The organism is Maribacter sp. X9, assembly GCF_048537565.1.
In the GTDB taxonomy this organism is placed as follows: domain Bacteria; phylum Bacteroidota; class Bacteroidia; order Flavobacteriales; family Flavobacteriaceae; genus Maribacter.
Genome location: NZ_CP183215.1, coordinates 3975767 through 3995985, shown reverse-complemented (window position 1 = coordinate 3995985; position 20219 = coordinate 3975767). Strand labels below are relative to the sequence as shown.

Here is a 20219-nt window from a genome sequence, read left to right as displayed (position 1 = left end):
CTATGTTAACCTACTTGTTCGAATATTTAGAAAAGCAATACCAGTTTCCAGGAGCTACGCTGTTTAGGTTTAGCACCTTTCGTGCAGGAATGGCCATATTGTTTTCTTTGATCATCGCAACGGTTTACGGAAAACGCATTATTCTTTTTCTACAAAAGCAACAAGTTGGTGAAACGATTAGGGATCTAGGTCTTGAAGGGCAAAAACAAAAAGCCGGTACGCCGACTATGGGGGGTGTCATTATTATTTTGGCGACGTTGATTCCCGTTATCCTTTTTGCCCGTTTAGAGAATATTTACATCATCCTTTTGATTTTTACGATGTTATGGATGGGGATGATCGGGTTTGTGGATGATTATATCAAGGTATTCAAAAAGAATAAAGAGGGCTTGAAAGGTAAGTTCAAGATAATGGGTCAAGTGGTATTGGGGCTGATCGTAGGTGCTGTACTTTATTTTCATCCAGAGGTGACAATGCGTGACCATGATAAAAATATGATTACCGAACAATTTACCGTAGAGCAAGTAAAGGGGGAGGAAATAAAATCGACCATGACTACGGTACCTTTTTTCAAGAATAACGAATTTGATTATGGCTACTTGATTGAATGGGCTGGAGAAGAGACCAAGCAGTATGCCTGGTTGTTGTTCATACCGATCATTATTCTCATCGTAACAGCGGTTTCCAACGGCGCGAACTTAACCGATGGTATCGACGGCTTGGCCGCAGGGTCATCGGCAATCATCGTATTCACTTTGGGGATTTTCGCCTTGGTGTCGGGTAATATTATTTTCTCTGATTATTTGGACATCATGTATATCCCGCGCGTAGGGGAATTGTTGATTTTCATCACGGCTTTTGTTGGGGCCTTGATCGGGTTTCTTTGGTACAATGCGTTTCCCGCGCAAGTATTCATGGGCGATACAGGAAGTTTGACCATTGGCGGGGTGATAGCGGTCATTGCCATAATTGTGCGAAAAGAACTTTTGATTCCCATTTTATGCGGAATCTTCTTTGCAGAGTCGCTTTCGGTCATGTTGCAGGTAGGCTATTTCAAGTACACCAGAAAAAAATATGGAGAAGGCAGACGGATATTTTTGATGTCGCCCTTACACCATCATTATCAGAAAAAAGGGTATCACGAGAGTAAGATCGTAACCCGTTTTTGGATTATTGGAATCCTCTTGGCCATTGTTACCGTGGTGACCCTAAAAGTACGATAAGATGGCATTATTGGTGATTTTAGGAGGAGGAGAAAGTGGTGTAGGTACGGCCATATTAGGATTGAAAAAGGGATATGAGGTATTTGTATCCGATAAGGGAAAAATAAAGGAAGAATATAGAAACGTTCTTGAGCATTTTGGGATTGATTGGGAAGAGGAACAGCATTCTGAAGACCGCATACTAAAAGCCGACTTGGTCATGAAAAGTCCGGGTATACCAGACAAAGTTTCCTTGGTAAAGCAACTGGTAGCGAAAGGAATTCCGGTGATATCCGAAATTGAATTTGCATCAACATATACCGACGCGAAGATTATCGGAATTACGGGTAGCAACGGAAAGACCACTACCACCATGCTTACGAACCATATCCTTGCTTCAGCAGGATTCAACGTTGGTATGGCGGGCAATATCGGTGACAGTTACGCTAAAATGGTGGCGGAACACGATTTTGAGTATTACGTGCTTGAAATCAGCAGTTTTCAGTTAGATGGTATTGTGGATTTTAAACCCCACATCGCCGTGATTACGAATATAACACCAGATCATTTGGACCGCTATGACTATGAGTTCGAGAAGTATATCGCTTCAAAATTCAGGATTGCGGAAAATCAAGATGAAGAAGATTATTTGATATATGATGCAGATGATGAAGTATTGGTTCAATGGCTGAAAGAACACCCGGTCAAATCCAAGTTAATGCCATTCTCGGTAAAGAAAACTTTTGAAGAGGGGGCATTTTTAGAAAAAAACGAAATAAGGATAAAAACAACAACAGACACTATAAGCATGATTAAAGATTCTTTGGCCTTAGAAGGTCAGCACAATGTAAAGAACACGATGGCAGCCGCCACAATAGCTAAATTGATTGGTATTCGTAAAGAAACCATTAGGGCTTGTGTGTCAAATTTTCAAGGGGCACCACACCGTTTAGAAAAGGTATTGAAAATAAACCATGTCGAATATATCAACGATTCAAAAGCTACCAATGTCAATGCGGTATATTATGCATTGGACAGTATGAAAACACCGACCGTTTGGATTGTTGGAGGTGTTGATAAAGGTAATGAGTATATGGAATTGATGCCTTTGGTGCGTGAAAAGGTAAAGGCCATTGTGTGCTTGGGGGTAGACAATGAAAAAATTAAACACGTATTTGGAAATGCGGTTGATCTGCTGGTAGAGACCTTCGCCATGGAAGAAGCGGTAAAAGTGGCCTATAAAATTGCGGAACGGGGAGATACGGTGTTATTATCACCAGCGTGTGCAAGTTTTGACCTATTTAAAAATTATGAAGATCGCGGAGATCAATTTAAGAACTGTGTAAAAAACCTGTAGAGTGCTTAGAATATTTCAAAATATAAAAGGAGATAAAGCCATTTGGGCAATTGCCGCCCTATTGGCCTTGTTTTCGTTTTTACCGGTGTACAGCGCAAGTAGCAACTTGGTCTACGTGGTGGGCAATGGTACCACCGTAGGATATTTGGTAAAACATGCTATTCTACTGTTTCTCGGTTTTGGAATTATTTATGGGGTACACAAAATACCCACCCACTTTTTCAAGGGGCTTTCAATGATTGCCCTGCCTATCGTTTTAGTGCTGTTGGTTTTTGTTTTGGCGCAAGGAACTTCTGCTGGAGGTACCAATGACAGTCGGTGGATCCGTATTCCGTTCGTAGGTTTCGGGTTTCAACCTTCTAACCTTGCCGCTGTGGTTTTAATGATTTATGTGGCCCGTTATTTTTCAAAAGTGCGGGAGGTCAAGGTGACGTTTACCGAAAGTATATTGCCATTATGGCTCCCGGTTTTCTTGGTGGTAGTACTCATCTTGCCTGCTAACTTTTCTACTGCTGCCATTATTTTTTCAATGGTTTTGGTATTGTGCTTTTTGGGAGGATATCCCATTAAATACTTATTGGGAATTATAGGTACAGGTGTAGCTTGCCTCTCTATTTTTATCCTTACGGCAAAAGCGTTTCCGGATCTATTTCCGAATAGGGTAGATACTTGGATGAGCCGTATTGATAGTTTCTCGAACCCAGAGGATACAGAGGCCAATTATCAAATCGAAAAAGCAAAAATTGCCATTGCCACCGGTGGTATCGTTGGTAAAGGTGCAGGTAAAAGCATACAGAAGAATTTTTTACCTCAAAGTTCATCAGATTTCATTTATGCCATTATTGTGGAAGAATACGGTTTGTTGGGCGGTTTTGCCTTGATGTTCTTTTACTTGTTCTTATTGTTCCGTATTGTGGTCGTGGCCAATGGCTGTACGACCATTTTCAGCAAGTTATTGGTGTTGGGTGTTGGGCTGCCCATTGTTTTTCAGGCACTGATAAATATGGCGGTGGCGGTTGAACTGTTTCCGGTAACGGGACAGAATTTACCCTTGATAAGTAGTGGGGGCACCTCTAGTTGGATGACCTGCTTGGCGATAGGAATCATTTTGAGTGCAAGTAATAAAAGTATAGTGCAGGAGAGTGCTTCTGCATCAGATATAGATGAGACGAACCCCTTAGAAATTTTAAGTGGGCAATTATAGGTTCATATTATCTGGAGGGGGGACGGGCGGACATATTTATCCGGCCATCGCCATCGCGAATGAGTTGAAAAGAAGGCATCCCGATGCTGCATTTTTGTTCGTCGGGGCAAAGGATCGAATGGAGATGGAGAAAGTGCCACAGGCAGGATATAAAATTGAAGGATTATGGATTACGGGGTTACAGCGGAAACTGACCCTTAAGAATTTAATGTTTCCCATAAAATTGATCAGTAGTTTGATGAAAGCGAACAACATCGTAAACAAGTTTAAACCCCATGTCGTAATTGGTACTGGTGGGTTTGCTAGTGGCCCCTTGTTGAAAATGGCAACAGCTAAAGGAATTCCATGTTTGTTGCAGGAGCAGAATTCCTTTGCAGGAATAACAAATAAATTACTGAAGGATAAAGTGGCTAAAATCTGTGTCGCCTATGATGGGATGGACCAATTTTTCCCCAAGGATAAAATTGTAAAAACCGGAAATCCCGTCCGTTCAGATTTGGTCGAATTGAATGCGACCAAAAAAGAAGCTTTAGATTTCTTTGAATTGCAAACGGGTAAGAAAACACTCTTGGTTTTAGGAGGTAGTTTGGGGGCGAGACGGATCAATGAACTGGTAGCGCATCACCTGGCTTATTTTCAGGACTTGGGTTTACAAGTGCTTTGGCAATGTGGAAAAGGATATTATGAAATGTATCAAGTAAATCAATCCGAAGCTATAAAAGTGCATGCCTTTCTAAATGATATGGACAAGGCCTATGTGGCGGCAGATTTTATTATTTCAAGAGCGGGCGCGGGTGCGGTATCTGAATTGTGTTTGGTTGGTAAGCCTACTTTTTTTATTCCTTCTCCCGTTGTTGCAGAAGATCATCAGACCAAAAATGCATTGGCGCTGGTAGGTGACGACGCTGCGGTAATGATCAGGGAAAAGGATTTAGAGGCGCGATTTAAGATTGAATTTGAATCTGTTTTTAATTCGCCCGAAAAGCAAGCGCGATTATCAAAAAATAGTAAGGCCTTGGCGTTGCCCAATGCAACAGCCGATATCTGCGATGAAATTGAAAAATTAATGAAGAGGTAATGAATATAGAGCAAATACATAGGGTGTATTTTATTGGGATAGGAGGCATAGGTATGTCTGCATTGGCTCGGTATTTTGCTTTTATCAATAAAACGGTCGCGGGTTACGATAAAACGGAAACACCGTTGACCATGGAGTTATCAGCATCTGGTATTGCCATTCATTATTCGGATGATATGGAACAAGTTCCGGTCGAGTTTAAAGATGCGCAGCATACCTTGGTGGTGTACACGCCTGCGGTTCCTTCTAGCCATAAAGAATACAATTACTTTTTGGACAATGGTTTTATACTTAAAAAACGTTCGGAAGTGTTGGGTCTGATTACAAAAGATTCTTTTTGTTTTGCAGTAGCCGGAACGCATGGTAAAACAACCACTTCATGCATTTTAGCGCATTTGTTGAAAGAAACGGGTGTATCGTTGACCGCTTTCCTAGGTGGAATTTCAGAGGATTTCAATAGCAATTTTTTATTGGAAGGAACCGATTACTCGGTAGTAGAAGCAGATGAATTTGATCGCTCATTTTTACGGCTGACCCCCACTGTGGCCTGTGTCACTTCTATGGATGCCGATCATTTGGATATTTATGGAGATGCGACGGAATTGGAAAAATCGTTTATCGACTTTACAAAACGATTGAAGCCAGGCGGAAAATTATTTGTGCGTAACGGGTTGCCGTTAGATGGTTTGACCTATGGTATTGAAGACGATTCGGAGTATTGTATCCGAAACATAAAGATAGAACATGGTGCCTACGTTTTTGATTTGGAAACCCCAGAAGAAACCCTGAAAGGGGTGAGGTTCAACAAGCCCGGAAGGCATAATTTGCTTAATGGTTTGGTTGCTTTTGCGATGGCGATGCAAGCAGGTTCCCCACCGCATCGCCTTGCTGAAGCATTGGCAACGTTTAAGGGAGTGCAACGGCGTTTTTCCTATAGGATTAAAAACGAGGATTTTGTTTTTATAGACGATTATGCCCATCACCCTACCGAAATCAATGCGGTTTTTGAGGCGGTATCTGAAATGCACCCTAACAAAAAAGTAGTAGCGGTTTTTCAACCCCATTTATTTTCAAGAACCCGAGATTTTGCCGATGATTTTGCCAAAAGTTTGTCTCAATTTGAAAATGTATTGCTACTGGATATCTATCCGGCCCGCGAAGAACCTATTGTAGGAATAAATTCACAGTGGTTGTTAGATAAAATAACGAGTACTTATAAAAAATTAGTTTCAAAAGAACAAATCATTTCTGAAATAAAAATGCAAAAGCCAGAAGTTTTGGTGACTATGGGAGCAGGGGATATTGGTTTGGAAGTACTGAAAATTAAAAACGAAATGTCATATGCGAATTAATTGGAATTTTTTAAAGCTAATGGCTTTGGTTCTGGTAATCATGGGGTTATATGCGTTTTCTAACGAACGTAACAGATCCAAGAACATTACCGGGACGAAAGTAGAGTTTGTGGGCGACCAAAATTTGTACCTCACTGAAGGCACGGTTAATAAATTGTTAATACAAAAATTTGGAGGTCTAAAAAATGTCCCTAAAGAAAAATTAGTTTTGAATACTGTAGAAAAGGCCATTATGGCCAATGAAATGGTGAAAAGTGCCCAAGTCTATCTAACTATAGATGGTGAGCTTACGTCGAAAATCGTTCAGCGTAAACCAATCGGACGCATTGAGGGGGATACTAAATTTTATTTGGATGATGAAGGAAAAAGAATGCCTCTTTCCAAGAATCATTCGGCAAGGGTTCCCATAATAACAGGCAATATCAGTGGTAAAAGCCTTGAGGATGTCTACGTCATATTGGAGCAGATCAATAAGGACGATTTTTTTAGAAAAACGGTAATCGGCATCCATATCAAGGATGAGAATGATTATCAGTTACGATTAAGGCTCAACGATTTTGTAGTGAACATAGGAGGTATTGAAAATTTGGAGGGGAAGTTCAGCAATTTTAAGGCGTTTTATGCCAAAGCGAACAAGGATAAGACCTTGCAGAATTATGCGGAAGTAAGTTTAGAATTCAATAACCAGGTGGTGTGCACTAAAATATAAGAAAACATGGAACAAACTAATTATTCAGTCGGTCTGGACATAGGAACAACAAAAATCGTTGCCATTATTGGTAAACAGAATGAATACGGTAAGATCGAAATTTTGGGTATCGGAAAGTCCAAAAGTTTAGGTGTGCACCGAGGCGTTGTCAATAACATTACCCAAACCATAAAATCAATACAACAGGCCGTTGAGGAGGCAGAAGCAAATTCGGGACTTAAAATCGGTTCTGTGGTGGTAGGTATAGCTGGTCAGCACATTAGAAGCTTACAACATAGTGATTACATTACACGAAAGGATTCTGAAGAGGTCATCAACGAAGAAGATTTAGACACACTTTGTAATCAAGTGCACAAATTGATTATGCTACCCGGTGAAGAGATTATTCATGTATTGCCCCAAGAATACAAAGTAGATGGGCAAGGTGAAATTCGTGAGCCTATCGGTATGTATGGGGGCCGTTTAGAGGCCAACTTTCATGTGGTGGTAGGTCAAGTGGTTTCCATAAAAAATGTCGGCCGCTGCATTAAGAGTGCCGGTCTTGATTTAGGGAATATTACGCTGGAGCCTTTGGCATCCTCTGACGCCGTATTGAGCCAAGAGGAAAAAGAAGCAGGTGTAGCCTTGATTGATATCGGAGGAGGTACAACCGACCTAGCGATTTTTAAGGATGGCATTATTCGTCATACAGCGGTTATCCCTTTTGGGGGTGGCGTGATTACCGAGGATATTAAGGAAGGATGTTCCATTATAGAGAAACAAGCTGAATTGTTGAAGACTAGGTTTGGTTCTGCTTGGCCTGGAGAGAACAGGGATAATGAGATTGTTTCTATCCCCGGTTTACGTGGAAGGGAACCTAAAGAGATTTCTTTGAAGAACCTTTCTAAAATTATACATGCCCGTATAGTTGAAATCATAGAGCAGGTCTATGTCGAAATCAAAAATTACGGGCATGAGGAGCAAAAGAAAAAATTGATTGCAGGAATTGTATTAACGGGTGGTGGAAGTCAGTTAAAGCACTTGAAGCAATTGGTTGAATATATCACGGGTATGGATACGCGTATCGGTTATCCTAACGAGCATTTGGCAGGTGATTCAGATGAAGAAGTTGCAAGTCCGTTATACGCCACGGCAGTCGGTCTTTTGATGAATGCAATAAAGAACAAGGCAAAACTGAAGAATATACAGGAGGAGATAGCCGAAGAGGAGGAATTTGTCTTTTCAGAACAGGAAATGGAAACCGCTACGCAAAATCGTATGCATAAGGAAAGAAAATCTGTTTTTGATAAGTGGTCCGAAAGGCTTAAGGAATTTTTGGACAACGCAGAGTAAAAAGTAAAGAGTAAGAAAACACATAACCAGTAATAATTTAGAATATGAGTAAGAACAGCGAATTTGATAATATCTCTTTTGATCTTCCAAAAAATCAAAGTAACGTTATAAAGGTCATCGGTGTTGGCGGTGGTGGTAGTAATGCGATCAACCATATGTTCCAGGCCGGTATCAACGGCGTAGATTTTGTAATCTGTAATACAGATTCTCAGGCATTGGACAATAGTCCGGTTCCTAACAAAATTCAATTAGGTGTTTCATTAACGGAAGGTTTGGGTGCTGGTGCCAATCCTGAAGTTGGGGAACAAGCCGCGATGGAAAGTATAGAGGAAATCAAAAGTATGTTGGATACAACTACAAAAATGATTTTCATTACTGCGGGTATGGGTGGGGGAACAGGAACTGGTGCTGCTCCCGTCATTGCCAAATTCGCAAAGGAAATGGATGTTCTTACAGTGGGTATCGTAACAATGCCTTTTCAATTCGAAGGTAAAATGAGGGTTGAACAAGCGCAACGCGGTATTGAAAAATTACGTAAAAATGTAGATTCGCTGATTGTTATCAATAACAATAAACTAAGGGAAGTATATGGGAATTTAGGCTTCAAGGCAGGTTTTTCAAAGGCTGATGAAGTATTGGCGACCGCTGCTAGGGGGATTGCAGAGGTAATTACACATCACTACACGCAGAACATAGATTTACGTGACGCCAAAACAGTACTTTCCAATAGTGGAACCGCTATTATGGGTTCTGCCATAGCTTCCGGTTCCGCAAGGGCCAACGAAGCGATCATGAAAGCACTGGATTCCCCATTATTGAACGATAATAAAATACAGGGAGCTAAAAATGTATTGTTATTGATCGTATCGGGCGCACAAGAAATCACCATTGATGAAATTGGAGAAATCAACGATCATATTCAAATAGAAGCAGGTTACGGTGCCAATATCATTATGGGTGTCGGTGAAGATGAAAGTTTGGGAGAGGCTATTGCCGTAACGGTGATTGCCACGGGTTTTAATATTGAGCAACAGGATGATATCGTAAATACGGAATCAAAGAAAATCATCCACACTTTGGAAGACGGCCAACGAGCCGAAGCCGTGTTGCTCTCACAAAATAAGACCGTTCATACGTTGGAGATGGATGAAGAAGAGGAAGAAGCCAAACCGATCAAAAAATATGAGTTCGTTGAAGAGGCAGATTTCGATTTGATACCAACTACGAACTATATTAAAAATTTCAATGTTTTTTATGAAGAAGTAGTTGCCCAAAATGTTTCAGAAGATGATTTCGTAATCGTAAGTTCTTCAGCTTCCTTGAGGGATATCGAAGTAGTGGATCCGGAAGTTTTAAGAGTGAAGGAAGAAGAGGATCAAATTGCGATGAGTTTTGACATTCCATTACGTGATGAAGAGGAAAAGGAGAATGTAATCACGTTCAATTTAAATGATGAAGTGAAAGATTTGGATGTTAACGATAGTATAGAAGTCATACCTGTATTAGAATATAATAAGAATGGTGAGAAGCGTTATAGTTTAGATGACTACATGCAGTTAGAAAGCAAATTGACCGGTGCAAAATCAAAAGCAGAAGAATTTAAACCAAAAATCGTTGAGGATGAGCTGGTCTTTGAAAAGAGAACGGTCGCACCCAAACAAAATACACATCAATCAGACGCTCCTATTGACCCTATGGAAACTCCTATCGAGGAACTGTTGCGTGAAAGGGCAGATGAAAGAAGAAGAAAACTTAAAGATTTCAATTATAAGTTTCAAAATAATTTAAACAACATTGACGAAATTGAAAAGCAACCTGCCTACAAAAGGCAAGGTATAAATCTTAATGATAATCCTAGGGAGAGTAAAATTTCAAGGACATCGTTAAGTGATGATAGTAATGACGAAAAGCAACTACGATCAAATAATTCGTTTTTACATGATAATGTAGATTAAAGGCTTAAGTTCAATAAATATTTTTAAACCCTAAAACGATCAAAGTTTTCGGGTTTATTTTTTATCTTCGCAGACCAAAATAATGAAACGATGAGTCTACAGCAAAAGGTTATGGAGCAATTGAAATTGGCTATGAAAGCAAAGGATTCAGTCGCTTTAGAATCCTTAAGGGCTATTAAATCGGCATTGTTGTTGGCGGGTACGAGTGGAAGTACTGCTGAAATTACCGAAGAGGAAGAAATACAGTTGGTGCAAAAGTTGGTAAAGCAACGAAAAGATAGCGCCGCTATTTTTATTGAACAGGGAAGACAAGATCTTGCCGACCCAGAATTGGCACAGATAGCTATCATTGAGCAATTTTTGCCAGAGCAGCTTACTGAAGAGGAGGTGGAGAAAGTAGTTGTGCATACTATTGAAGCTATTGGTGCATCTGGAATGAAAGATATGGGTAAAGTAATGGGAATCGTATCGAAAGAATTGGCAGGGCAAGCTGATGGTAAATTGATTTCTACCATTGTTAAGAAGAAATTGGCATAAGTGATTACTTCTCCCTAAATATTTTTAGTTTTGAATACTGAATACTGAATACTGAATACTGAATACTGAATACTGAATACTGAATACTGAATATAATGGCTCCGTGGCGCAACTGAATAGCGCATCAGATTTCGGCTCTGAGGGTTGGGGGTTTGAATCCCTCCGGGGTCACAATAAAAAAGGGATACTATTTCAGTATCCCTTTTTTATTGAATTTTAAAATTAATACAGGCTTATCTGTCCAGCCACAATTTGAAATGTGGCATTTTAATACGGCTTACCATCACTTTTTTTTCTCGGTCTCGTTTCAAAATAACCTTTGCTTTTTCATTGAAATATTTTTGGATACTTTCAATGCTATTGATGTTCAGAATAAACTGTCGGTTTACCCGAAAAAAATAATGGGGATCAAGCTGTTCTTCCAACTCTTCCAGACTGTAAGGAACAACGATAACGGTGCCGTCAAGAAGTTTAAAATAAACAGTCTTGTATTCTAGGAAAATATAATCAATATCCTTTACGGCAATTACCTTATAGTTTTCGCGATAATGTAGCAAGAAACGTGTTTTGTATTTTTTATGCTGTGTTCGCAGCATAGCTAAAATACCAGTCACATCTTCGGTTGAGGTCAACGAGCGAAATTCAGTAACCTTTTTCAGGGCCTCTTCCAATTCTTCGGGTACAATAGGTTTTAATAAGTAAGCAGCTCCGTAAACTTTAAATGCTTGCAGGGCATATTCATCGTAAGCTGTGGTGAAAATCACCGGAGATTGAATATGGACCTGGTTATAAATTTCAAAAGATAGACCGTCTGCCAGTCGTATATCCATAAAAATAACATCAGGATGTTGATGAGTATTCAACCAATCTACGCTTTCCTGTATACTTGGTAAAATTGCCAGCAGGTGCATGGTGTTATGATGTTTTTCCACAAGTCCTTTTAGTAGGTCCGCATTATACCGCTCGTCTTCGATGATAAGGTAATTCATAACAATACTATAAATTTAACAAAGGTAATTGTACTTCAAAACTTGTTTCCGTTTTCCTGATTTTCGGTGTTTCCTTTTGCAGTAACTGGTACCTTTCCTTTATATTTTTTAATCCCATCCCGGTACTTTTATAGTCAATATTGATTGGTTGAAGGTTATTTTTCACGACAATCGTTGTGTCTTTGCCACTTTCAATAGCTAAATACAAAGGTTTTTTCACGGTAGAAATATTGTGTTTAATGGCATTTTCAAGCAGCAGTTGTAAAGTTACCGGTGGAATACCTTTGCGTTTATCCGCTTCTCGTATAGTAATGTTCAGGAATATCGTATCCCCGTGGCGTATCTTAATCAAATGAAAATACATTTCGACAAATTTCAACTCATCCTGCAAGGCAATGATATCTTTTTTTGCCGACGTTAAAATATAACGGTATACTCTGGATAGGTTTGAAAGAAATTCCTGGGCTCCCTTTTGGTTCGTTTCAATCAATTGTGTGAGGATGCTGAAGTTATTAAATAGAAAATGCGGGTCTAGTTGCAGTTTGAGTATCTCCAGTTCAGACTGTAAAGCGTTTTCCTTTAGCTGATGCGCGTGAAGCTCAAGTGTTCTGCTCTCGATAACTTTGGCTTTCCATTTTTCAAAAAAGAAATAAGAATGATAAAAACTATTTACAAAAGCCGCAATGACCATATTCACGACAAGATACTGCCTAAGCCCCAGTTCCAAATCCGGATTAGATTCTGATGATTCAGGCCAAAGGATGTCATAAACAATATTTTCAAGATACAGCAGAAAGAGCATAGCGCCTATGACAACCAAGGTAGTGGCAAAAAAGTGTGCTAAAATGTTGTCACGGAAAATTAGGCGTTTGTTCACATAGTCTGATATCATTGCCACAACTCCAAACAGAACGGCATATATAACCACACCGACAATAATAGTAACCAGGATTTCCGTCCACTTAGCCTGGGTGTAGAAATCCCACCAAATGCTTTTAGGATTTAAAAGGTACTGTATGAGGTTAGCCAAGGCCAATGAAACCAGCACCGCGCTCCAATGAAAAAAAGGTTTTCCCTGCTGATTCGCTAAAGCTATCGCCATATTTTTCCATTTAATTTCCACCCAGAGATTTGTATAAAGAAATGTAAGCATTTATTTGCTTTTGCATAGTCATCGTATGTGCCAATTCGGTCTGGAAATAGTTTTGCTGAACGGTCAGAACTTCCAGATAATTGGCCTCCCCATATTTATAAAGTACCTGAGCATCTGTAATGGCTTGGTCCAATGCAGATTTTCTATTATTAACTTCAATCATTTGTTTTTTTACCTGAGCAATATTACTTATTGAGGTACTTACTTCTTCTACCGCATTCACCACCGATTTTCTAAATTCATTTACGGCTGCTTCCCGTAAGTGTAATGCCTGCTCATAAGATGACTTGATACTTCTTTTATTAAAAACAGGCTGGGCCAATCCTGCTGCTGCGGTTCCAAATACGGAAGCGGGAATAGCAAACCACTTGCTTGCTTTGATCGCATTGAGGCCACCCTGTCCTGTAATTTTGAGGCTGGGATAAAAATCGGCTTTGGCAATCCCCACTCTTGCATTGGCAGCGCGTAATGCTAATTCCTGATGCCTCACGTCCGGACGGTTCCTTAATAAATCTATTGGAATACCTGTTTCTAACGGACTTTGAAATGCAGCATTTGTCACGGATTGTAAACGCTCTACCGAACCGGGATACTTACCGGCCAAGGCCTGCAAAGCGTTTTCCTGTGCCTTTATACTGGCTTTCACCTCTGGAATCAGCGCACGGGTTTCTGCCAGTTGTGCTTCAGATTGCTTGATGGCCAACGAGCTTACTTCACCTACCCGATATTGAATTTTCAACATATTTAAGGTTTCTTGCATACTTTTTTCTACGCCCTGAGTGATGCGCAATTGTTGGTCAAGACTAAGCAGGTTATAATAGGCCTGAGCTGTTTGTGCAATTAGTTGTACACGTAAAGCCCTACGGTTCTCTGCCTGACTAAAATAGTTGGCTAAGGCTTCCTCTCGTTGCCTTTTTAGTTTTCCCCAGAAATCGAGATCCCAAGACACTGATGGAGCCAAATTGTATTCTTCGAACAGTGAGCTTCCGGCGAAAGAACCTGTCATACTATTTTTTGAAAGCCTTTGAACACCCGCGCTGATTTGTAGATTGACCTCTGGAAGATAATTGAGTTTTACGTTTTTCAGTACCGCTTCGGTAGCTAGTATATTTTCGGTAGCTATTTGTAAATCAGGATTATTATCTAATACTTCACCAATCAAAGCTACCAATTTTTCATCGCTAAAAAACTGCGAGTACGATGGGGTTTCCACTACACTGCTATCATTTTCAATAGGTACGCCTTCATACGTAGTGGGAAGGTTTAGCTCCGGGCGCTGGTAATCTTTAGATACTTTACAAGATTGTACCACTAGCATTAAAACAAATCCTGCACTGATATTTTTTATTATAAAATTCTTCATCGGTTATGCCTTTTCGTTACCTGAAACTCTATCCTGTAAGCTTTGGAAAACCATATACAAAACAGGAATGATCAATACCCCTAAAAAAACACCGCTTAACATCCCTCCGGCAGCACTGATACTGATGGATTTATTTCCCATTGCTGTTCCTCCTTTTGCAAACATTAGCGGTATCAATCCTGCAACGAAAGCAAATGAAGTCATTAAAATAGGGCGCAGGCGCATTCTGGCCCCAGCAATTCCCGCTTCGAAAATAGACAAGCCTGCTTTCCGTTGTTGCAGGGCAAATTCCACGATGAGAATGGCATTTTTTGCCAATAAACCCATCAGCATTATCAGTGCGATTTGAACGTAGATATTATTATCCACACCGGCAAATCCGATAGCTATAAATGCGCCTAAAACACCCGTAGGTAGTGATAATATTACCGCCAATGGCAATAGGTAACTTTCGTATTGCCCGGCAAGAAGAAAATAAATAAAGAGTATACTTAATCCGAATATGAAGACCATTTGAGACCCTGACTTTTTCTCCTGTAAACTCAATCCGCTATATTCATAACCATATCCCTTTGGTAATTCTTCCTGTAGTACTTTGTCTACAACATTCATTACTTTTCCCGTACTGGCATCGCCTGCGGCATTCACATTCACCGTAATACTGTTGTAGAGGTTGTAGCGGCTGATATCCTGTGGTCCAAACACTTTTTTAAGTGCTATCAATGTTGAAATAGGCACCATTTGGTTTTGGTTGTTTCGAACCATTATATTTTCTAAAGATGATTCGTCTTTCCTATACTCAGCTTCAGAACGCACATTTACCCTGTACAATCTTCCGAAACGGATAAAATCCGTGGTCTGTGAACCCGTCAAATACAATTGCAAAGCATCCATCACCTCTTTTGGGGGCAATCCCAATTGCTGCGCTTTGTCTTCATTAAGTTCTACCTCATATTGCGGATAATCGCTCCTGAAGCTGGTAAATGCCATACCAATTTCAGGGCGTTTGTTTAAAGCATCGATTATTTTTCTACTTACCTTTTCAAAATCGATGATGTCACCGGAAGTTCTATCCTGCAAGACGAACTCTACGCCACCTGCCGTTCCAAAGCCTTCTACCGCAGGATTACGAAAAATCATAAATTCGCCTTTTATTTTATTTTTCATCGTAGACTCGATTTTATGCATTACCTCGTTAATGTCTGATACTGCACCCCTGTCTTTCGGTTTTTTAAGGGTTATAAAGCCCATTGCGGAATTTGGAGAAGCGCCGGATGAAAACATATTAAAACCGGAAACCGTACTGATGCTTCTTACTTCCGGTAGTTCTGAAACTATTTTTGTTGCCTTTTCCATTTCGGCCGTGATAAACTGCAAGTTTGCACCGGTTTGTAGATTCACTGCAAAGCTCAGGTTGTTATCATCTTCTGCAGGAATAAAACCTTTTTGGGCATTGTTCATCAAAAAGAAGGCTATGAAAGAAACCAATGACAATGCCGCTATGGCAATAACTTTTCTCTTTCCTAAAAACCTGACAACTCCTATATACTTATTGGTAAGGCGCTGAAAACTAACATTGAATGCAGTGGCAAAGCGTTGGGTAAATCTCTTCTTTTCTCCCTTTTCCCCGATACTGTCATTCTTTAATAATAAGGCACATAAAGCAGGGCTCAGGGTAAGGGCATTCACCGCAGAAATCAGGATGGCAATGGCTAATGTATAGGAGAACTGCCTATAAAATATCCCCACAGGACCTTCCATAAAACCAACAGGCAGAAATACGGCAGCATTCACCAGGGTGATGGAAACAATTGCTCCGCTGATTTCACTCATTGCCGAAATCGTGGCTGTCTTTGCCGATTCGCCCGTTTGTTGCATCTTGGTGTGTACAGCTTCAACAACAACAATAGCGTCATCTACTACGATACCAATGGCGAGTACAAGGGCGAACAAAGTCAATACATTGACCGAAAACCCAATGAGGTAGATGAAAAAGAATGTGCCGATTATGGACACCGGTACCGCTATTGCGGGGATAATGGTGGAGCGGAAATCTTGCAGAAAAACCAATACGACTATGAATACCAAAATGAATGCTTCGATCAGCGTGGCTTTCATCTGCGAGACAGAGGTGTCTAAACGATCTTTCATATTCTGTATAAGATCGTATTTGATACCATCGGGAGCATTCTTCTGAAAAAGCTCTAGTGATTTTTTTACTTCAATGGCAATATCATTGGCATTGGAACCACTGGCCTGAATAACGGCAAATACGATAGAAGGCATTCCATCAGTATAGGTGTCACTGGAGTAGTTGGACAGGCCGAACTCGATACGGGCAACGTCTCCCAAACGTAAAACGGCGCCATCATTTTTGGAACGAAGGATGATTTTTTCAAATTCTTCAGGCGTATTCAGTTTGCCTTTATAACGCAAGGTGTATTGTAACGTAGCGTCACTTTCTTCGCCCAGAGTTCCTGGTGAGGCCTCAAAGCTATAGTGCTGTATCGCAGTTTCTACATCAGCTGGCACTAAACCATAAGACGATAACTTGGTGGGATTGAGCCAAACACGAACCGAGTATTCCTTGGAGCCAAATAAACTCACATTCCCTACACCGGGAATACGTTTTAACTCGGGAAGAAGGTTGATTTCGGCATAATTAGAAAGGAAGCCCTCATCATATTTTTCAGGTTTTTCGCTGTTAACATTTACAATCATCAAATAGCTTGACTGCTGTTTAGTGGTCGTTAGTCCAAGTCGGATTACCTCCTGTGGCAGTTGCGCATTGATTTGTGCCACCCGGTTTTGTACGTTAACGGCGGCCTGATCGGGATCGACGCCCTGTTTGAAAATAATAGTCGTAGAAAAACTTCCGTCGTTAGCGGCACTTGAGGTCATATACTGCATATTTTCCACCCCATTGATGGCTTGCTCCAAAGGTGTAACAACCGAGCGGATAACACTTTCTGCATTGGCTCCGGGGTAGGTGCCCGACACGAACACCGTAGGTGGTGCGATATCGGGAAATTGGGTCATCGGAATGCGCAATAAACCTAGAATCCCTAAAAGCACCAGTATGATTGAGATTACAGTAGCGAGGATGGGTCTTTTTATAATCTTATTTAGCATTTTTCATGGAGCTTTTAGGGGTTGACCTTTGGGGTTACGATGGTATTTTCAGGAACTGACGGCAGTTCATTTGCAATAATTCGGTCTCCAGGATTGAAGCCATTCTCAATAATGTAAAAATCACCTGATTTTATGTAATCCTTTAAGGCTACACGTTGCATTTTATTGGACTGATCTAACAGACCTACAAAAATTTTATCCTGAAGTTCGTAGGTAGCTAATAGCGGTATTTTATAAACATCGTGTTTAATCGATTTTAAAATAACCCTTCCTGTATTGCCTGTTCTTAGGAGGCTTTCTGGATTGGAAAAAGAAGCACGGAGCATTACAGAACCTGTATTCGGGTCGAATTGCCCATCCATCATATCTATTTTACCTTGGTGTGTATAAAGGCTTCCGTCTGCGAGTAATAGGCTTACATCTTTAAAACTTTTCACTTTCTCCAATAAGTTTGCCCCGGAACGAGAGGCATTTATTTTTAGAATTTCGTTTTCAGGAAGCGAGAAATAAGCATAGATTTCACTCACTTGTGAGAGGGTGGTGAGAGGGTCTGTGTCGTTAGGAGCTACAAGGGCTCCCAAACGGTTGGGGATACGACCGATGTAGCCGCTTATTGGAGCTTTAATTTCAGTAAATCCAAGATTAACATCAGCAGAAGCTACAAGAGTCTGCTGTTGATTGACAGCCGCTTTTGCATTTTCATAAGTGGCTTTTGCTTTCTGGTATTGAAAATCGGCCACCACATTGTTATCACTCAGGATTTTGTATTTATCTAGTTCCAGCTGTGCCGATTCGAGTTGTGATTTTGCCATATACAAAGCGGCCAACGCGGTATTTTTTTGTTCGCGGTACACGCTGGCGTTGATACGGAACAAGGGCTGTCCGGCTTTAACGTAAGCCCCTTCGTCCACAAAGATTTTATCAATATAACCACTGATCTGCGGGCGGAGTTGGATGTTGTCTTTTCCCTGTAAGCTTGCCGGAAAAGCTTGCTCGATGACAGCATCTGAGGGCTGTAAGCTAAGTACTTCTGCTTGTACGGTTTCAACTTGCTGTGCTGTTTCATCTTTAGGCTCTTTACAGCTCTGAAAAAAGAGTATAGCCGTTAAAAACAACAGCCCGACATTTCGGGTTTTATTTATCAAATACTTCATCGGTTCTTCTTTTATTTGACCATTATAAGTGGCAAAACTAGAACCCGTTCTTTGTTATCTGACCTATAATTTTACTGAAGTGCGGATATTGGAAACTAAAATGCGGATTTTAGAAATTAAGCTTTTCGTTAAGGATAGCTTTTCTAATGCATATGATTAAATTTAGCCAAAGGCGTGTATCAGTTTTTTCAATTTTTTAGGCAGATCGTAAGCTGATTTAGAAATAAGTAGACACTAAAATTGAAGTGAATAATCTGAATTAAAGCTTGTCTAAATGGATAGTAGGAGGAGCTTCAGAAGTATCTAAACCTGCTGCGTAATGCATAAGAGGTTGTGTTAAAAATTCAGGAAGAATCGTACACTTCGTAAACTAAGTAATACCATTTAATAAATCTTAAGGGAGTGGTAAGAGGTCAACATGCGATGCAATATTACATTTGAAATATTGACAATGTGAGTATAAGGTCTTAGTTAAGGGTAATATAGTGGGAGATATATTATAAAACGCCGTGAATACCGATTATCGGACAAATATTTCCTGTACTTACGATTTACGAATTAATTCTCAGCCTGTTGAATGAGGTGAATTTACAATCATTTTTGAATGGTATTTAACCATGGGTTAAATCTAATGGTCCCATTATCTTGAGAAGAAACAATACGTTTGCACAAAATAGTTTGCGGTAAGGTAAATCCTATTATAAAACAACCTCCTTCCGCTAAACGTAATTTTCCAATATAAAGTTGGGTTTTAGGTGCCGCTTAAAGATTCTATTTTAGATGATTTCTAGATCGTTTGATTATTCACTGAGATGGATTTTTTCTGCTTTTACCCTTGTGATCTAAGTGTTGATAATCAACGCGTTGCACCAGCCATTTTTTTTATGGAAAGTCCTTTTTCATCTTCTTTATCATAGATGCCAAGCCAAAAACGTCTAAGTGGGTGCAGAATTTGGGTTCTTTATCGTACCTTATTTAGTAGGTCAAATAAATAGCGTTCTTGTTCGAAATCTGGTAAACTAGTTGGGAGGGCTTTTGTCACATAATTTTAATGCGCCTAATAATAAGAAGAATATGGCGGTATCGTTCACATTAAAACTTTCCCTTATTTTATTGTAAGCGATACGAATTTGAGCTTCCACGCTACGCACAGAAATACCCAAATAATCGGCCACTTCCTGTTGTGTCAAGCCTTCCAATTTTGTCATTCTTAAGATTTGTTGGCATCGTTCCGGAAGGATTTCAATGGTTTTTTTGAGTTTTTTAATCTTCTCCTGTAGGTGTTCATCGTCTTCTGGTTCATCGGTCAAGGCTTGGTGCGTGAGTTCCGCATAGTGTTTGGCCTGCATCAATCTATTACGGTAATGATCAATAAATAGGTTTTTTGCCATAGTGAACAATAAGGGGCCAAAATGATCAGGCTGTAGGTTCGTTCTTTTTTTCCATAAGGATACAAAACTCAATTGTACAATATCCTTAGCCTGTTCATGATCTTGTGTAAGGGTCATTACATAACCCATGAGGGTTTGGTTATACTTTTCGAAAAAATCTTTAAAAGCTAATTCATTACCTTCAATGATGCCCTGGCTCAATCTCTTTTCATGATCATGTTCATTCATTATGGGGAAACTTGTTTGTATATGAAACAATTTCGATTTGGGATAAATGTAAAAAAAGTTAAGCTATGTTTAAGTATGTTTTA

The 20219-nt window shown here is 40.0% G+C and carries 15 protein-coding genes and 1 tRNA gene; 10 read left to right on the top strand and 6 right to left on the bottom strand.

Annotated features, from left to right (window positions below; all coding sequences use genetic code 11):
• Nucleotides 1–2 precede the first annotated feature (2 nt).
• The 10 genes from mraY to ACNR9Q_RS16985 all read left to right on the top strand — a co-directional run bounded on the left by mraY (nucleotide 3) and on the right by ACNR9Q_RS16985 (nucleotide 10897).
• Entirely contained in the window at nucleotides 3–1223 is a 1221-nt protein-coding gene (gene mraY, locus ACNR9Q_RS17030; protein WP_419212422.1) for a phospho-N-acetylmuramoyl-pentapeptide-transferase, read from the top strand.
• Nucleotide 1224: 1 nt separating this feature from the next.
• A complete protein-coding gene (gene murD / locus ACNR9Q_RS17025; protein ID WP_419212421.1) occupies nucleotides 1225–2559 on the top strand; it encodes a UDP-N-acetylmuramoyl-L-alanine--D-glutamate ligase in 1335 nt (444 codons plus the stop codon).
• Nucleotide 2560: 1 nt separating this feature from the next.
• Nucleotides 2561–3763 carry an FtsW/RodA/SpoVE family cell cycle protein gene (locus ACNR9Q_RS17020; RefSeq protein WP_419212420.1) on the top strand — a complete coding sequence of 401 codons (1203 nt, stop codon included), beginning with the start codon at nucleotides 2561–2563 and terminating at the stop codon, nucleotides 3761–3763.
• Nucleotides 3750–4841 carry an undecaprenyldiphospho-muramoylpentapeptide beta-N-acetylglucosaminyltransferase gene (gene murG / locus ACNR9Q_RS17015; protein WP_419212419.1) on the top strand — a complete coding sequence of 364 codons (1092 nt, stop codon included), beginning with the start codon at nucleotides 3750–3752 and terminating at the stop codon, nucleotides 4839–4841. Before ACNR9Q_RS17020 ends, murG begins: the two co-directional genes overlap by 14 nt.
• A complete protein-coding gene (gene murC, locus ACNR9Q_RS17010; protein WP_419212418.1) occupies nucleotides 4841–6193 on the top strand; it encodes a UDP-N-acetylmuramate--L-alanine ligase in 1353 nt (450 codons plus the stop codon). The genes murG and murC overlap by 1 nt, the downstream gene beginning before the upstream one ends.
• Nucleotides 6183–6902, top strand: coding sequence for a cell division protein FtsQ/DivIB (locus tag ACNR9Q_RS17005; RefSeq protein ID WP_419212417.1), 720 nt, complete (start codon nucleotides 6183–6185; stop codon nucleotides 6900–6902). The genes murC and ACNR9Q_RS17005 overlap by 11 nt, the downstream gene beginning before the upstream one ends.
• A gap of 6 nt (nucleotides 6903–6908) precedes the next feature.
• Nucleotides 6909–8234, top strand: coding sequence for a cell division protein FtsA (gene ftsA, locus ACNR9Q_RS17000; RefSeq protein ID WP_419212416.1), 1326 nt, complete (start codon nucleotides 6909–6911; stop codon nucleotides 8232–8234).
• A 44-nt stretch (nucleotides 8235–8278) separates the two neighbouring features.
• Nucleotides 8279–10189, top strand: a complete 1911-nt coding sequence (gene ftsZ, locus ACNR9Q_RS16995) for a cell division protein FtsZ (RefSeq protein WP_419212415.1) — start codon at nucleotides 8279–8281, stop codon at nucleotides 10187–10189.
• A gap of 90 nt (nucleotides 10190–10279) precedes the next feature.
• Nucleotides 10280–10726 carry a GatB/YqeY domain-containing protein gene (locus ACNR9Q_RS16990; RefSeq protein WP_419212414.1) on the top strand — a complete coding sequence of 149 codons (447 nt, stop codon included), beginning with the start codon at nucleotides 10280–10282 and terminating at the stop codon, nucleotides 10724–10726.
• A gap of 97 nt (nucleotides 10727–10823) precedes the next feature.
• A tRNA-Arg gene (locus ACNR9Q_RS16985) sits at nucleotides 10824–10897 on the top strand.
• Nucleotides 10898–10959: 62 nt separating this feature from the next.
• On the opposite strand, the gene ACNR9Q_RS16980 is transcribed toward ACNR9Q_RS16985, so the two are convergent.
• From ACNR9Q_RS16980 to ACNR9Q_RS16955, 6 genes are all read right to left on the bottom strand, one after another.
• A complete protein-coding gene (locus ACNR9Q_RS16980) occupies nucleotides 10960–11715 on the bottom strand; it encodes a LytR/AlgR family response regulator transcription factor (protein ID WP_419212413.1) in 756 nt (251 codons plus the stop codon).
• Nucleotides 11716–11722: 7 nt separating this feature from the next.
• The gene (locus ACNR9Q_RS16975; RefSeq protein ID WP_419212412.1) at nucleotides 11723–12838 is read right to left on the bottom strand and encodes a sensor histidine kinase; all 1116 of its coding nucleotides are present in this window, start codon (nucleotides 12836–12838) and stop codon (nucleotides 11723–11725) included.
• Nucleotides 12828–14231, bottom strand: coding sequence for an efflux transporter outer membrane subunit (locus ACNR9Q_RS16970; RefSeq protein ID WP_419212411.1), 1404 nt, complete (start codon nucleotides 14229–14231; stop codon nucleotides 12828–12830). The genes ACNR9Q_RS16975 and ACNR9Q_RS16970 overlap by 11 nt, the downstream gene beginning before the upstream one ends.
• A gap of 3 nt (nucleotides 14232–14234) precedes the next feature.
• Complete coding sequence (locus tag ACNR9Q_RS16965; RefSeq protein ID WP_419212410.1) at nucleotides 14235–17363, bottom strand: efflux RND transporter permease subunit; 3129 nt, start codon at nucleotides 17361–17363, stop codon at nucleotides 14235–14237.
• Between the two features lie 14 nt (nucleotides 17364–17377).
• Nucleotides 17378–18517, bottom strand: a complete 1140-nt coding sequence (locus tag ACNR9Q_RS16960; protein ID WP_419212409.1) for an efflux RND transporter periplasmic adaptor subunit — start codon at nucleotides 18515–18517, stop codon at nucleotides 17378–17380.
• A gap of 1019 nt (nucleotides 18518–19536) precedes the next feature.
• A complete protein-coding gene (locus ACNR9Q_RS16955; RefSeq protein ID WP_419212408.1) occupies nucleotides 19537–20136 on the bottom strand; it encodes an RNA polymerase sigma factor in 600 nt (199 codons plus the stop codon).
• Nucleotides 20137–20219 lie beyond the last annotated feature (83 nt).